The following is a 13,421-nucleotide window of genomic DNA, read 5'->3' on the forward strand; positions in this document are numbered from 1 at the left end:
ATCATTTCCTCAACGCGAGCACGAGAGCAGAAAGAGCAGCCATGACCCTGCACTGGCAAGACACCCAGGCCGAGATCCACAAAGTGGTGGTGGGCCCGATGGACAACAACGTCTTCGTCGTCCGCTGCCGCCAAACCGGCGATGCGGTGCTGATCGACGCCGCCAACGAGCACGAGCGGCTCCTGGAGCTGTGCTCGTCCCTCGGCGTCCGCACCGTCTTGGAGACCCACGGGCACTGGGACCACATCCAGGCCATTCCCGCAGTGCGCGACGCCGGCTATGAGGTGGGAGTGACCGCCGAGGATGCCGCCATGCTCGACTCCTACGACTATCTGCTCGAGGACGAGTCGGTGGTCGAGGTGGGCCGGCTCCGCTTGCACTGCGTCCACACTCCCGGCCACACCCCGGGATCCATGTCGTTTCGCCTCGAGGGGTCGCCCGTTCTGTTCTCCGGCGACACCCTCTTCCCCGGCGGTCCCGGCGCCACCGGATTTGAAGGCGGTGATTTCGACACCATCATCGATTCCATCGAGCAGCGGATGTTCTCCCCGCTGGCGTCCGAAACCGTGGTGCTGCCCGGCCACGGCGATCAGACCACCATCGGCACCGAGGCCCCTCATCTTCAGGAGTGGATCGACCGGGGCTGGTAAGCCGACCCATCGGACGGTGTTCCCGCTTTCCGGTGATAGGGGTGGTCCCAATACCGGCGTAGACTGATCCGGTGAGCCGCCCCGAGGCCCCGCTGTTCGAGGTCGAGAACCTGCACGTCGCCACGGCTGAAGACGGCACCCCGATCCTGTCGGGCATCGACCTCGCCGTTCGGGCCGGTGAGGTTCACGCCCTCATGGGGCCCAACGGCTCGGGCAAGTCAACCCTGGCCAGCACGCTGTTGGCCAGCCCCGAGTACGAGGTGACCGGAGGGCGGATCCGCTTCAAAGGCGACGACATCACCGACTGGCCCGCCGATGTGCGGGGCAAGGCCGGTCTGTTCCTGGCCTTTCAATACCCCCAAGAGTTTCCCGGGGTGTCGGTGATGAACTTCCTGCGCCAGGCGTTGTCGGCCCGCAAGGGGATCGACTTGTCGGTGCTGGAGCTGCGCCTGGCCGTGATGGAGTGGATGGAGCGCTTCGACATGGACCCGTCATTCGCCGACCGCTACCTAAACGACGGGTTTTCCGGAGGCGAGAAAAAGCGCAATGAGGTGCTCCAGTTGGCCATCCTGGAGCCGGAGATGGCCATCTTGGACGAGACCGACTCCGGGTTGGACATCGACGCCCTCAAGATCGTGGCCAGCGGGGTGCAGGAAGTGCGGGACACCCGCCCGGACATGGGGGTGCTGGCCATCACCCACTTCCGCCGCCTGCTCGACCATCTGAAGCCCGACCACGTCCACATCTTGATGAACGGGAAGATCGCGGCCAGCGGCGGCTTCGAGCTGGCCGCCCAGTTGGACGCCGAGGGGTACGAGGCATGGCGCTGAGATCGGCTGCCCCCTCGGTTGGTGAAGGGCATGGGGCATGGCGCTAGAGCCTGCCGCCGTCCGGGGCGACTTTCCCATCATGTGCCGACAGGTACACGGCCATCGCCTGGTTTATCTCGACTCGGCGGCCACCTCCCACAAGCCCAAGGCGGTGATCGACTCCGTCGTCGACTACTACGAGCGCTTCAACTCCAACGTTCACCGGGGCTCCTACCAACTGGCGGTAGAGGCCACCGAGGCCCTTGAACAGGCCCGGTCCAAGGTGGCCCACTTCATCGGGGCCCCCCGGGATTCCGAGGTGATCTTCACCAAGAACGCCACCGAGGCCATCAACCTGGTGGCCCGAACCTGGGGCAAAGCCAACTTGGGGCCGGGCGATCCGGTGGTCATCACCGAGTTGGAGCACCACGCCAACATCGTCCCCTGGCACATGCTGACCGCCGAGCTGGGCATCGAGCTGCGCTGGATCCCGATCAGCAGCGACGGCCACCTCGACTTGACCGATTTAGACCGCCTCCTTGACGGGGCCCGCCTGGTGAGCGTGGCTGCGGTGTCCAATGTGCTGGGCACCATCAACCCCATCCGGCAACTGGCCGACGCCGCCCATCGGGCCGGGGCCCTCATGATGGTGGACGCCAGCCAGTACACCCCGCATCTGCCCACCGACGTGGTGGAGATGGGGGCCGACTTCGTGGCCTTCACCGGCCACAAGATGTGCGGGCCCACCGGGATTGGGGTGCTGTGGGCCAAATCCGAGCTGCTGGAGGCCATGCCGCCGTTCCTCGGCGGGGGCGAGATGATCCTGAATGTGACCAAGGAGGGGTTCAGCACCGCTGAGGTCCCTTGGAAGTTCGAGGCCGGCACCCCGCCCATCGCCGAGGCGGTGGGGCTGGGGGCGGCGGTGGACTATCTGACCGGTCTGGGCATGGAGCAGGTGCGAGAGCACGAGGTGGCCCTAACCGGCTATGCCCTTCGGACGCTGGCCAATCGCTACGGAGACGACATCACCATCCACGGGCCGACCGAGCCGGCTGAGCGCGGCGGGGTGCTGTCGTTCGAGTACAAGGGGATCCACCCTCACGATGTGGCCCAGGTGCTGGACCGCTCCGGGGTATGCGTGCGGGCTGGCCACCACTGCGCCAAGCCGCTCATGCGGGTGCTGGGCTGCACCGCCACCAGTCGGGCCTCCATGTACGTATACAACGACGAGTCCGATGTCGACGCCCTGGCCGATGCTCTCTCCGACGCCGACGCGTTCTTCATCGAGTGAAGTCCTGGGTACGGAATGACTGAGCACCGAATGACTGCATATCTCCGAGCCTCCGCTCGTAAACTGGTGGCTCGCCGCCATGCCTGACCTAGAAGACCTCTATCGCGAGATCATCCTCGACCACTACCGCAATCCCCGCAATCGGGGAGAGCTGGACACTCCTCCCGCGGTCCGAGCCGAGGGTTTCAACCCCCTGTGCGGCGACGAGGTGATCGTCTATGTGCATTTGGCCGGCGGGGTGATCGACGACATCAAGGTGGGCGGCCAGGGCTGCTCGATCAGCCAGGCATCGGCTTCGATGATGTCGGCCACCGTCAAAGGCCGCACCACCGAGGAGCTGCATCGGCTCAACCGGGCCTTCAAGTCCATGATGTCCATCGAGCCCGACCCCGGCGACCCGGCCCCCGTCAACGGCAACGGCGCCGACATCAAGCTGGGCGACCTCGAGGCCCTCAAGGGCGTGGTCAAGTTCCCCGTGCGGATCAAATGCGCCACCCTGTCCTGGCACACCCTCACCCAAGCCCTCCAAGAAGCCCAAACCACCGCCTGATCTCGGCTACGCCGTTCTGTCTTGAACGGTCGTTCAATACTGCTAGTTTGGGATCAGTGCTGCGGGGCCGTATTCCAAACCAAAACGACGCCCAATGAGCGAAGGGGCTGTTGCAGACATCGGGCAGGGTTGGCATCCCGACCCCAGCTCTTCGCTCTCGCTGCACGCCGATGCCTACACCAAGAAGCGGTGGTTCGACGCCGACCAATCAGCGATCATCAGTCGGAGCTGGCTGTGGATCTGCCATAGCGAGAAACTCCGCGCCCGGGGCAGCTTTGTAGCCGAAGCCATCGCCGGGCAGCCGATTCTTGCCATCCGCGGTCTCGATGGTGAGCTTCGGGCGTTTTACAACGTGTGCCAGCATCGGGGCCACTAGGGTGTTGACGCCGTGGGCAAAAGTCAAAAGCGTGCCCTGCAATATACGAGTCAAAGTTCTGTCGCTCTGGCGCGGGTCCTGCCATTCCGACTGATTGCGTCAGCGATCGGCCCGAGTCGTGCCGGACCCGAGAACATGCCGTGGTCCAACATTCTCTGAATATCTTCTAATTCCATGGCTGCGATAGCTCCAAAGACCCTCGGGATCGCACTAGCCCGTGACTTAGATGATGGCTCTTCTACGTTGTAAGGATGGCAGAAATGGGCAATATCGCCTCCCACCCCTTCAGGGGCGGGATAAGTCACACCATACCTGCTACAATGAAGTAACGCACTTGGGAGGCGGGCGATGGCATATGGCGAGATACGCGAATGGGCCGAACGCCTGCCCGTGGCTGCTTTGTTCACCCTTGACGAGGTGCAAGAAGCCTTCCCCTGCAAGTCCAGGGCCGCGATCAAGATGGCGTTGGGCAGACTGTGCGGGGGAGACGACCCGCTTGTGGCCCGCGCTGTTCGCAGCATCTACTGTCGCCGCCGATTGGGCCAGCGCAGGCAGGCGCCGATCCCTGTCGAGGCGCGCGAGGCACTGCCTTGGCTCATCGCCGGGCCCGGGTCGGGGCTCACCGGGCCCGATCTCATCAACCAGATCGGTTGGAGCACGCAAGTGCCGCCGAGCCGGTGGATCGCTGTTGTGGGCCGCCCGCCGCAGGCCCCGGACAGCGCTACGAAATACGAGGGCCGCTCTAACGAGAAGCGCCTGGCTCTGAACAGGTGGGAAGTCTCGCTCATCGAGGCCGCAAGGTGCTTCGACGCCTGGGCCGAAGTGGGTTGGGAAGAAGCCATGGAGAAGTACGGCGACAACAAAGCACGGGGGTTTTACAGCGCCCCCGTCCGCATCGCCCTGTTCCTTGACGCCGCATCTTCTGAACGCGGCCTCGGCCCCCTGTTCCAGGGGCGCTGCCGCGACCTGGGCGAGGTGGCGAGCACAGAGGGACCAGCGATTGCCGCGTAGATGCCGGGGACGGGTGCCGATCCCGGGCGGCGACGACCGACCCTGTCGATTGCCTGCCCAGAAGAACTCGGAATACTGCCACAAACACGGCTCCGGCAGAGCTGCCGCTCCCGCTCTCGGAGGCACAGTCCTCGGCATCGCCGCAGACCTTGGGCTGACAGCTATCCCCACCTGGGGGGTCAGCGCCCTAGTCGAAGACACGGGAACGTGGGAAGACATCCTCGATGTCTTGTCCGAGAGAATCCACCAACCACGCCTGCTGCCGCGTATCGTCGAGAAGGATCTCTATGTGACCGAGGCGATCCGACACGCCATTGCCCCGTCCGAGGCATACCCAGATGTTCGCACTGTCTTCAAGGGGGGAACGTCCCTGGCCAAGGCGTACCCCTTCCTCAACCGCTTCTCGGAGGATGTTGATGTGAACATCATCCCGCCGCCCGGCCGGGAATTCGGGCACAGCCGGCGGAAGAAAGCCCGAAAGGAACTCCATACCAGGCTGGACGAGGGCATCCCGTTGGACATTGACCACAAACGAGAAGGCACCAATTTCGCCACCTCTGCCATCACCTATGCGTCGGCCACTCCGGGAAGCGGGGCCGTTCTGGGCATGACCTTCGGCTCAGTCCTCGTCGAGATGAGCATTCGCGAGCAACCCCCGGGAATGTGCGGGATGAGATCGGTTACCTCACTTGCCGGCGAAGCCGCATCCGAACTGGACCCCGCGCTGCTGGAGGAATACCCGCACCTCAAGCCGTTCGAAGTCCTCACGGCCGACCCGGCAATCGCAGTTGTGGACAAACTTGATGCTTTGAACTGGAGAAGCGAATCGGACAACCCCGAGCAGATCGCTACTCGGGCCCGCGACATCTACGACCTTGCCCGCTTGCTCTCCCATGTCGAGGTAAGGGCCGAGCTCAATGCCTCTCTCGTATCCGAGATGCACGAAATCGTGGTGAAGTCGATTCCGCCAGGCCTCGCCGGCAGAGCAACGCCTCGGCCCGAGGATGGGTTTGCAGCAGCCAAGGCATTCCAATCAGGCCACCCATCTAACGAAGCTCTCAGAGGTGCATATCCGAGAATCAGGAATCTGGTCTACAGCGACGAGGACTGGATCGAGTTCGAGGATGCTATTGCAATAATCCACAGCAGCGCTCATCGGATCTGAACCCAACCCGTCCTGCGGCTTTCCACCTCGTGTTCGGACAACGGGACAACGGTTGGCGTGCGAGATGTCATCTCGTCCAAGCGCTCGCTGGCGCAGAATTGGGCTGCCCAGGCGCAGCCCCGACCAATCGGGGTGGCCAGCAGGCACATCGGGTCGTCGGATACTGCTCAGACCAACCTGAGCCTGCCCCTAGTCGGCATGAGTGCTCATCGTGCCATCGAGAGACCGTCTATCCCGACATTCTGCACGACGACGGGAGGTGCGGCAACTGCCATGAGTGACGGAACACGGCTAGAATCGGAGATAATCCCCAAATAATTGCCAGTTTTCTTATTTCGAGCGGCATCTTCCGCTGTGCCCGTCGGGGCGTATACACCGCCCCGGAACCTGCTTCATCGGCCTATTGCACCTAGGGCGGCGCGTCCCTCTCGCAGCGGTAGGAACCGCTGCGGTTTCGGGCACGCCGAGTTCTCTGCCAACGAGCCGCTCGGTGTGCCTGTGCTCAAGCAAGCTGCCAACTCTGCCTGAGCCCCCGGGCCCAGAGATAATGCCCCTCCTCCCGGCATATAGCCTGATCAGGCAGGTTCACCCCATCGCGTTGACGCGGCGGGCGAACTCCAAGTCGAGCTCGGTGAGGCCTCCGGCGGCGTGGTTGGTGATGGCGATCTCCACGGTGGACCAGACGTTGGACCACTCGGGGTGGTGGAACAGGCGCTCGGAGATCAGCGCCACTCGGGACATGAAGCCGAAGGCCTCGGAGAAGTCTGCGAACTGGAACGCGGCGGCGAGCTTTTCGCCTTGGCGCTCCCATCCGGGAAGGTTTTCCAAGGCGGCGGTGATCTCATCATCGCTGAGCAGTCTCTTGGCATCGGCGTCTACGGCCATGGGTCTCCTCCTAGGTGTATTTCAACGGGGGCGACAGAGCGGTCATCGACCCACGGATCGTAGCCAGTGTCCTCCAGTTGGGCGGCTAGTTCCGGGCCACCGGTCTCCCGGATTACGCCGTCGATGAGGATGTGGACCACATCAGCATGGAGCACCGTCAAAAGGCGGCTGAAGTGGGTGATGGCCAGCACGCCCAAATTGTCCTGGTGGGTGGCCTGCTCGATGCGATGGCTCACCGCGGCCAGAGCATCCACATCGAGGCCGCTGTCTAGCTCGTCCAAGATGGCGATACGGGGGCGGAGCACGCCGAGTTGCACCGCCTCGCTGCGCTTCATCTCCCCCCCGGACAGGTCCACGTTCAACGACCGGTACAACAGCTCGGGATCGAAGCCGACGAGCCCGGCCTCGACAGCCACTTGGGCCTCTACAGCGCTGCGGTCTCCGCCCGTAGCGGCCACCGCTTCTTCCAGCATGACCTCCAAACCCACACCCGGCACCTCGGTGGGATACTGCTGAGTGGAGAACAGGCCAGCGTGGGCCCGCTCCCACGGGGAAAGCTCCACCAGATCAACACCATTCAGAGTGAGCGACCCCGCGGTGACCTCATAGCCGGGACGGCCCATGATGGCGTAGGCCAAGGTCGACTTGCCCGAGCCGTTGGGCCCCATCACGGCATGAACCTCACCGGACGCCACCCGCAGGTCAACCCCATTCAGCACCATCTGCCCGCCGACTCGGACATGCAGGCCCGAGACAACCAATTCGCTCTCTGCGGGCCTACTCATCTTGGCCGACCTCCAACCAGATCTGACCGTCCTCCACGCCCACGTTGTAGATGGGCACCGGGCGGGTGGCGGGCAGAGTCTCGGCCTCCCCGGTGGCCAAGGAAAACAGGCTGCCGTGCTTCCAGCACTCGATGGTGCCCTCTTCGGCATCCACTTCGCCCTCCGCCAGCGAGTAATCGGCATGGCTGCATATGTCGCCCAGGGCGTACAGGTCGTCTCCCAACCGGACAACCGCCACCTGGTGAGCCAAGCCGCCATCCTCGACGTCGAACCGCCGGGCTTCGCCGTCGCCCAACTCGTCTAACGGGCACAGCACCACTCGATCCCCCGTCACGCCCCCGACCCGCCTCTCTCGATGGCATGGTGATGGCTAAACCCCTCGATCTTGGACTGGAGCCGATCTCGCACCGCAGGCACCGCCTCGAGGACAGGAAATTGGTCGAGCACCTCGTCGAAGAACCCCGTCACGATGAGCCGCTCGGCGGCCTCGGTGGGCACTCCCCGGCTCTCCAGGTAGAACAGCTGCTCACCGTCGATAGGGCCCACCGCAGAAGCGTGGCTGCAATGCACCTCGTTGTTCTCGATCTCCAGGTTGGGCACCGACTCGGCCCAAGCGTCCTCCGACAGCTTGATGTTCCGGTTGGTCTGGTAGGCGTTGGTCCCCCGGGCGTTGGGCCGAACCCTGATCAGCCCGGTGTACACCGAGCGGGATGCATCGTCCACCGCTCCCTTGAACAACAGGCTGCTGGTGGTGTCGGGCGCGGCGTGATCTTGGAAGGTGCGAAAGTCCAGAGTCTGGTCGCCGTCGCCGAAATACAGCGAGATCAGATCACCGGTAGCCCCTCGGCCGGACAGATGGGTGTCCAGCCGCATCCGGGCGTATTCGCCGCCCAATGCGGCCGATGACGCCCGCAGGTGGGCCTGCGAGCCGATGTGGCTGACTTGCGAGCCGATGTGCCACACCTTGGGCCCGAGTTCCTGCAAAGTCAGGTAGCCGACCCGGGCGGCGGAGGCCACCCTGATCTCGACCACCGGGCTCACGAACGCGGCAACGTCGGCTGAGCCGTACAGCTCCAGCACCTCGACCGAGGAATCGGCCCCGGCGTCCACGATCAGCCGGGGAAAAACCGCACCCCCGTCGGCGTCGACCCAGTGGCGCACCACGATGGGCCCCTCCACATTTGCTCCGGGGGGCACCCGCACCAGCAGCGGCTCAACGGAGAACGCGGCATTCATAAGGGCAAACAGGTCGACGTCAACCGATGCGGCCAACTCGGCATCGCCATCGCCCAGCGGGCGGACCTCCACCCCTTGGTCGGCCGCCTCAGAGGCCAGCTCCACGCCGCACAACCGCCCGTTGCTGGTGTCTACGATCGCGCAGTGTCCGGGAGCAGAGGTCGGAGATCGGGCACCGGCGTCGGAAGCCATCCGATAGCGGCCGAGATCTAGCTGTCCGATGGGGGTATACCGCCAGAGTTCTTCTTCCACCGAGGGCATGGGAGCAGCAGCCACCTGCTCGGCGGCAGCCATTCGACGGCGGGCCAGCCAATCGGGGCCGGGTAGGGCACCGGCCGCATCGGGAGTGAATTGTGAATCGATCACGAACGCCGACGGCGCTTTCGCCGCTTGGCCTTTCCGCCGCCGCCCGCTCTCAACCGTCGCCGGGACTTTTCTTTCTCCAGCTCGGCCAACACCCGGGGGCCGGCCTCGTTGACAATGTCCTCGGCGGCGTCCAGAAGGGCGCCGATGCTCTCATCGCTTCCCACGCTGGCCGGGGCCTCGGGAGTGGGAGGTGTTACCAAGGTGCCGTGAGACCAGTTCACATCCACCATGCGGCGCTCATAGGCCGAGCAGTCGTCGGGACAGCGCCACGGGGCCTCGGGGGCCAAGTCCAAATCGCACTTCCGCACGGTCTCCCCATTGGGGTAGGACCGGCTCTCGAAGTACTTGCAATCCTGCCGCATGGGCATCAGCCGACAGATCCCTCCATCTGCAACTCGATGAGCCGGCTCCACTCCACGGCGTACTCCATCGGCAGGGTTCGGGTGATGGGCTCGATGAAGCCGTTGACGATCATGCCCATGGCCTGCTCCTGGGTCAGCCCCCGGCTCATCAGATAGAACAGCTGCTCATCGGCCACCTTGGAGACGGTGGCCTCGTGGCCGATCTCGGCGTCCCGGGTGCCCACCTCCATATAGGGGTAGGTGTCGGACACGCTGTCCTCGTCCAAGATCAGCGCGTCGCACTGCACATGGCTGCGGCACCCGTAGGCGTCGTCCTCCACCCGGACCAAGCCCCGGTAGCTGGTGCGACCACCGCCGTTGGAGATCGACTTGGACACGATCTTGGAGGTGGTCTCGGGGGCGGCGTGGGTCATCTTGGCCCCGGCATCTTGATGCTGGTTGGGACCGGCGTAGGCCACCGACAGCACTTCGCCGGAGGCCTTGGGACCGACCATCACCACCGCGGGGTACTTCATGGTCAGGCGGGAGCCGATGTTGCCGTCGATCCACTCCATGTGGCCCTCGGCCTCGACCTTGGCCCGCTTGGTGACCAGGTTGTACACGTTGTTGGACCAGTTCTGGATGGTGGTGTAGGTGACCCGAGCCGATTTCTTGACCAGGATCTCCACCACCGCGGAGTGCAGCGAGTCGCTGGTGTACACCGGGGCCGAGCACCCCTCGATGTAGTGAACCTGCGAGCCCTCGTCGGCGATGATGAGGGTCCGCTCGAACTGGCCCATGTTCTCGGCGTTGATCCGGAAGTAGGCCTGAAGCGGCATCTCCACCGTCACACCGGGCGGCACATAGATGAAACTGCCCCCCGACCACACCGCGGAGTTCAGGGCCGAGAACTTGTTGTCGCCCGGCGGGATGATGGAGCCGAAGTGCTCCTGCACCAGCTCGGGATACTCCTTGAGCGCGGTGTCCATGTCGCAGAACAGCACGCCTTGGCGCTCCAAGTCCTCCCGGTTGCGGTGGTACACCACCTCGGACTCATACTGGGCGGTCACCCCGGCCAGGTACTTGCGCTCGGCCTCGGGGATGCCCAGCTTCTCGTAGGTGTCCTTGATCGAGTCGGGCACCGCATCCCAGTCGTCAGCCAAACCCTCGGTGGGCTTGATGTAGTAGTAGATGTTGTCGAAGTCGATGCCCGACATGTCGCCGCCCCACGAGGGCATAGGCCGCTTCTCGAACCGGGTGAGCGACTTCAAGCGGAAGTTCCGCATCCACTCGGGCTCGCTCTTCATCCACGACATCTCCTGCACGATGTCGGTGTTCAGCCCTCTCTTGGGCTTGAAAACGTAATCTTCCTCGTCGCTCCAGCCGAGCTTGTATCGGCCGAGATCAAGGGCGAGGGCTTCCGACGACATATCCAAATCCTAGCTACGGGTGCGACGTGTCTAAGCGGAATACTACCGGCGATCAGCCCAATAAGCGCATCTCTGCCCGATATCGGCGGCCGCGGTCTACGTAGCTCTGGGCATCTTCTCGATTCTGCCCCTCAGACATGAAGCCTTCCCGCACTTTGGCGGGGACGCCAACGGCCAGTGCCAGCGGGGGGATCCTCATCCGATTGGTGACCACCGCACTGGCCCCCACCAACGCCCCCCGGCCCACCACCGCCTCGTGCAAAACCACCGAGGCGGTTCCAACCAGGGCTTCGTCCTCTATCGTGCAGCCCTCCAGGTGGGCCAGATGGCCGACGGTCACATCACTGCCCACCACCGTGGGCAGATCCTCGGTGTTGTGGATGACGGCGTTGTCTTGGATGGAGGTACGGGCGCCTATAGCGATGCCCGCTCCGTCGCCTCGGAGCACCGCGCCCGGCCACACTGTGGACTCGGCTCCAACGCTCACCCGGCCGATGATCACCGCCTGGGGATGGATGAACGCCCCTGGGTGGATCTCGGGTTCGAAGTCCCCCAGTGCATACAGAGGCATGGCCCGTCAGCCCATCAGGTCGAACGAGCCGTACTTGCCGGCCAAGAACACCAGCGGCCCCACGTCGTCTCGCTGGACGCCCAGATCCAACACCCGGCCCAGGACGATCCAGTGGTCGCCGCCCTCCACCACTTGGTCGATCTCGCAATCGATCCACGCCAGGGAGGTCTCAAAGATGGGAGCGCCGGTGATCTTCGCCGCCCACTCCAAGCCGGCGAACTTGTCCTCGGCTTTGGAGGCGAACAGGTTCGACATCTCCCCTTGGTCCTCAGCCAGGATGTTCACCCCGAAATGGCCCGCAGCCTCGATGGCCGGCCAACTGGTGGACGACTTGCCCGGCATGAACATGACCAGCGGCGGGTCGAGCGACACCGAGCCGAACGAGCCGATGGCCAGCCCGGCGGGTCCGTCGGGCCCCGAGGCAGTCACCACGGTCACACCGGTGGGAAACTGTCCGAGCACTTGGCGAAACTTGGCCGAGTCGAACGGCGGGCTGTCAGACACATGGACTCCTCGGAGAGGGGCAGACTTTGCCCCTGGCAGCACGGAGGTTAGTGCCTGCCCTCTAACGACCCCGCGTCGAGAAGCGCGCCCATGGCCGAAGCAGGCGGTGGCCGGTCAAATGGCTGCGCAGAACAGCTCAGGGGTCACCGGGCAGTCGGTGCCGGAAACCGCTTCGGCCACTGAGACCAGTCCGTCGGGACCAGCCACTGCGTCCACCAACGTTAGGGGTACAACCTCTTCGTCAGCCTCCCACGCCTCTACCATTCCCAATGCCCTCTCGGTCAGCGAGCTCCACATCGGGCCCGGCAAGACTGTCCCCCTGCCGGCCACCAGCCAAACAGGCACGTCGGCGGCGCGGGCCACTGCTGCTGCGGCCCGAGAACCGGAAACAGCCAAGAACCCGTCGGGGCCCGCCGCGGTCGTCTCCAACAGCACCAAATCTGATGAGGCCGCCGCCGCTCCCAGCCCGCTCTCGTCCACCTCATCAACCCAGCTGTCCTGTTCAGACAAACGGCGCACCAAATGGTGGCCCTCCCCCAGCACATCCACGACCAGTACCCGCAGATCACCTCTCAGCCGCAAGGCGCTTCCGATCAGGTCGGGCCATCCGAGCACGCAGACAGCAACCTCGGCGGGCAACTCGCGCGACAGCATGCGGGCGGTTCTGTCCTCGGTGATTGCCTGCATACACGCCCGGACTTCTGACCAGGGGTCGGCCGCGGTGAGAACCCGAGAAGCGAGCCACATGAGGGGACCCGAGGAGGGCTGGCGGGCGATCATGCGCCGGCAGGTCGTGACCAGCCCGGCGGGGTCGTGGCCGAAACTCAACAGCGCTCCCGCCGTCTCCCGAACCAGGGATTCCTGACCCACCCCTGACGACCGGGCCACATAGCGAAGGTGCTCTATCGGGTGCACGACATGAGGTTATGCCACTGTCCTGGGGTAACTTCGAATGCGATGTCCACCACGCTTGACGCCGATGTGGCTTTGAGGCCGCTGACCGGCGAACCCCGCCCCATTGGCGACTGGGTTACCGTCTTCCACCTGGTCATGGTGGTGCTCGACCCGTACACCTACGAGAGCTCGTGGATGATCGACACCGCTGGCCGTGTTCTGCGCAACTTTGTCGGTGCCGACTGCCGAGTGGCGTTCTTGGTCACCGCATCGCCTGATGAAGCCCAGGAGTTCCTGGGGCCGTGGGCCGAGGAGATCCTGGCGTTCGCCGATCAGGACCGCTCAGTGGTGCGAGCCCTGGGGCTGGAGTCGCTGCCCGCCATCGTCCACCTCGACCACCAGCTCAACCTGCGGGCGTCCGCCGAAGGCTGGAACCCGCCCGACTGGAGAAACTTCGCGGCGCAACTCAGCAAGGCGATGAGCTGGCAACCTCCCGTGATTCCCGATGCCGGAGACCCATCGCCGTTCAGCGGCACCCCGGCACTAGGCTGAGATGA

General features: G+C 64.5%; 17 protein-coding genes. 8 read left to right on the forward strand and 9 right to left on the reverse strand.

The window, feature by feature from the left end:
* Positions 1–41 precede the first annotated feature (41 nt).
* The 7 genes from ACOGXA_RS07035 to ACOGXA_RS07065 all read left to right on the forward strand — a co-directional run bounded on the left by ACOGXA_RS07035 (position 42) and on the right by ACOGXA_RS07065 (position 5,852).
* A complete protein-coding gene (locus ACOGXA_RS07035; protein WP_419926561.1) occupies positions 42–650 on the forward strand; it encodes an MBL fold metallo-hydrolase in 609 nt (202 codons plus the stop codon).
* A 71-nt stretch (positions 651–721) separates the two neighbouring features.
* Positions 722–1,480, forward strand: coding sequence for a Fe-S cluster assembly ATPase SufC (sufC, locus tag ACOGXA_RS07040; RefSeq protein WP_419926562.1), 759 nt, complete (start codon positions 722–724; stop codon positions 1,478–1,480).
* 37 nt (positions 1,481–1,517) lie between these two features.
* Positions 1,518–2,750, forward strand: coding sequence for a SufS family cysteine desulfurase (locus ACOGXA_RS07045; protein WP_419926563.1), 1,233 nt, complete (start codon positions 1,518–1,520; stop codon positions 2,748–2,750).
* A gap of 79 nt (positions 2,751–2,829) precedes the next feature.
* Positions 2,830–3,300, forward strand: a complete 471-nt coding sequence (gene sufU, locus ACOGXA_RS07050) for a Fe-S cluster assembly sulfur transfer protein SufU (RefSeq protein ID WP_419926564.1) — start codon at positions 2,830–2,832, stop codon at positions 3,298–3,300.
* A gap of 94 nt (positions 3,301–3,394) precedes the next feature.
* Positions 3,395–3,676, forward strand: a complete 282-nt coding sequence (locus ACOGXA_RS07055; RefSeq protein WP_419926565.1) for a Rieske 2Fe-2S domain-containing protein — start codon at positions 3,395–3,397, stop codon at positions 3,674–3,676.
* Positions 3,677–4,024: 348 nt separating this feature from the next.
* Positions 4,025–4,687, forward strand: coding sequence for a hypothetical protein (locus ACOGXA_RS07060; RefSeq protein ID WP_419926566.1), 663 nt, complete (start codon positions 4,025–4,027; stop codon positions 4,685–4,687).
* 289 nt (positions 4,688–4,976) lie between these two features.
* Positions 4,977–5,852 carry a nucleotidyl transferase AbiEii/AbiGii toxin family protein gene (locus ACOGXA_RS07065; RefSeq protein WP_419926567.1) on the forward strand — a complete coding sequence of 292 codons (876 nt, stop codon included), beginning with the start codon at positions 4,977–4,979 and terminating at the stop codon, positions 5,850–5,852.
* A 585-nt stretch (positions 5,853–6,437) separates the two neighbouring features.
* Here the strand turns inward: ACOGXA_RS07065 and ACOGXA_RS07070 are convergent.
* The 9 genes from ACOGXA_RS07070 to ACOGXA_RS07110 form a co-directional block, all read right to left on the reverse strand.
* Positions 6,438–6,737, reverse strand: coding sequence for a 4a-hydroxytetrahydrobiopterin dehydratase (locus ACOGXA_RS07070; protein ID WP_419926568.1), 300 nt, complete (start codon positions 6,735–6,737; stop codon positions 6,438–6,440).
* Positions 6,728–7,522 (reverse strand): Fe-S cluster assembly ATPase SufC, encoded by a 795-nt coding sequence (gene sufC / locus ACOGXA_RS07075; protein WP_419926569.1) that lies wholly within the window; start codon positions 7,520–7,522, stop codon positions 6,728–6,730. Before sufC (ACOGXA_RS07075) ends, ACOGXA_RS07070 begins: the two co-directional genes overlap by 10 nt.
* Positions 7,515–7,856 (reverse strand): non-heme iron oxygenase ferredoxin subunit, encoded by a 342-nt coding sequence (locus ACOGXA_RS07080; protein WP_419926570.1) that lies wholly within the window; start codon positions 7,854–7,856, stop codon positions 7,515–7,517. Before ACOGXA_RS07080 ends, sufC (ACOGXA_RS07075) begins: the two co-directional genes overlap by 8 nt.
* Complete coding sequence (gene sufD / locus ACOGXA_RS07085) at positions 7,853–9,124, reverse strand: Fe-S cluster assembly protein SufD (protein ID WP_419926571.1); 1,272 nt, start codon at positions 9,122–9,124, stop codon at positions 7,853–7,855. Before sufD ends, ACOGXA_RS07080 begins: the two co-directional genes overlap by 4 nt.
* A complete protein-coding gene (locus ACOGXA_RS07090; RefSeq protein ID WP_419926572.1) occupies positions 9,121–9,492 on the reverse strand; it encodes a hypothetical protein in 372 nt (123 codons plus the stop codon). The genes sufD and ACOGXA_RS07090 overlap by 4 nt, the downstream gene beginning before the upstream one ends.
* Positions 9,492–10,895, reverse strand: coding sequence for a Fe-S cluster assembly protein SufB (gene sufB, locus ACOGXA_RS07095; protein WP_419926573.1), 1,404 nt, complete (start codon positions 10,893–10,895; stop codon positions 9,492–9,494). The genes ACOGXA_RS07090 and sufB overlap by 1 nt, the downstream gene beginning before the upstream one ends.
* A gap of 52 nt (positions 10,896–10,947) precedes the next feature.
* Positions 10,948–11,466, reverse strand: a complete 519-nt coding sequence (locus ACOGXA_RS07100) for a gamma carbonic anhydrase family protein (RefSeq protein ID WP_419926574.1) — start codon at positions 11,464–11,466, stop codon at positions 10,948–10,950.
* A gap of 6 nt (positions 11,467–11,472) precedes the next feature.
* A complete protein-coding gene (locus ACOGXA_RS07105; RefSeq protein WP_419926575.1) occupies positions 11,473–11,970 on the reverse strand; it encodes a flavin reductase family protein in 498 nt (165 codons plus the stop codon).
* A gap of 114 nt (positions 11,971–12,084) precedes the next feature.
* Positions 12,085–12,885 (reverse strand): hypothetical protein, encoded by an 801-nt coding sequence (locus ACOGXA_RS07110; RefSeq protein WP_419926576.1) that lies wholly within the window; start codon positions 12,883–12,885, stop codon positions 12,085–12,087.
* A gap of 42 nt (positions 12,886–12,927) precedes the next feature.
* On the opposite strand from ACOGXA_RS07110, the gene ACOGXA_RS07115 reads away from it, so the two are divergent.
* On the forward strand, positions 12,928–13,416 hold the full coding sequence (locus tag ACOGXA_RS07115) for a hypothetical protein (RefSeq protein WP_419926577.1): 489 nt from the start codon (positions 12,928–12,930) through the stop codon (positions 13,414–13,416).
* Positions 13,417–13,421 lie beyond the last annotated feature (5 nt).

Source organism: Candidatus Poriferisocius sp. (assembly GCF_965208475.1).
Classification (GTDB): Bacteria; Actinomycetota; Acidimicrobiia; order Acidimicrobiales; family Bin134; genus Poriferisocius.

Excerpts from the sequence above, each read along its gene's own strand:
- ACOGXA_RS07035 (WP_419926561.1), top strand. The coding sequence starts at position 42 with ATGACCCTGCACTGGCAAGACACCCAGGCCGAGATCCACAAAGTGGTG.
- ACOGXA_RS07045 (WP_419926563.1), top strand. The coding sequence starts at position 1,518 with ATGGCGCTAGAGCCTGCCGCCGTCCGGGGCGACTTTCCCATCATGTGC.
- sufU (WP_419926564.1), top strand. The coding sequence starts at position 2,830 with ATGCCTGACCTAGAAGACCTCTATCGCGAGATCATCCTCGACCACTAC.
- ACOGXA_RS07055 (WP_419926565.1), top strand. The coding sequence starts at position 3,395 with ATGAGCGAAGGGGCTGTTGCAGACATCGGGCAGGGTTGGCATCCCGAC.
- ACOGXA_RS07060 (WP_419926566.1), top strand. The coding sequence starts at position 4,025 with ATGGCATATGGCGAGATACGCGAATGGGCCGAACGCCTGCCCGTGGCT.
- ACOGXA_RS07070 (WP_419926568.1), bottom strand. The coding sequence starts at position 6,737 with ATGGCCGTAGACGCCGATGCCAAGAGACTGCTCAGCGATGATGAGATC.
- sufC (WP_419926569.1), bottom strand. The coding sequence starts at position 7,522 with ATGAGTAGGCCCGCAGAGAGCGAATTGGTTGTCTCGGGCCTGCATGTC.
- ACOGXA_RS07090 (WP_419926572.1), bottom strand. The coding sequence starts at position 9,492 with ATGCCCATGCGGCAGGATTGCAAGTACTTCGAGAGCCGGTCCTACCCC.
- sufB (WP_419926573.1), bottom strand. The coding sequence starts at position 10,895 with ATGTCGTCGGAAGCCCTCGCCCTTGATCTCGGCCGATACAAGCTCGGC.
- ACOGXA_RS07100 (WP_419926574.1), bottom strand. The coding sequence starts at position 11,466 with ATGCCTCTGTATGCACTGGGGGACTTCGAACCCGAGATCCACCCAGGG.
- ACOGXA_RS07115 (WP_419926577.1), top strand. The coding sequence starts at position 12,928 with ATGTCCACCACGCTTGACGCCGATGTGGCTTTGAGGCCGCTGACCGGC.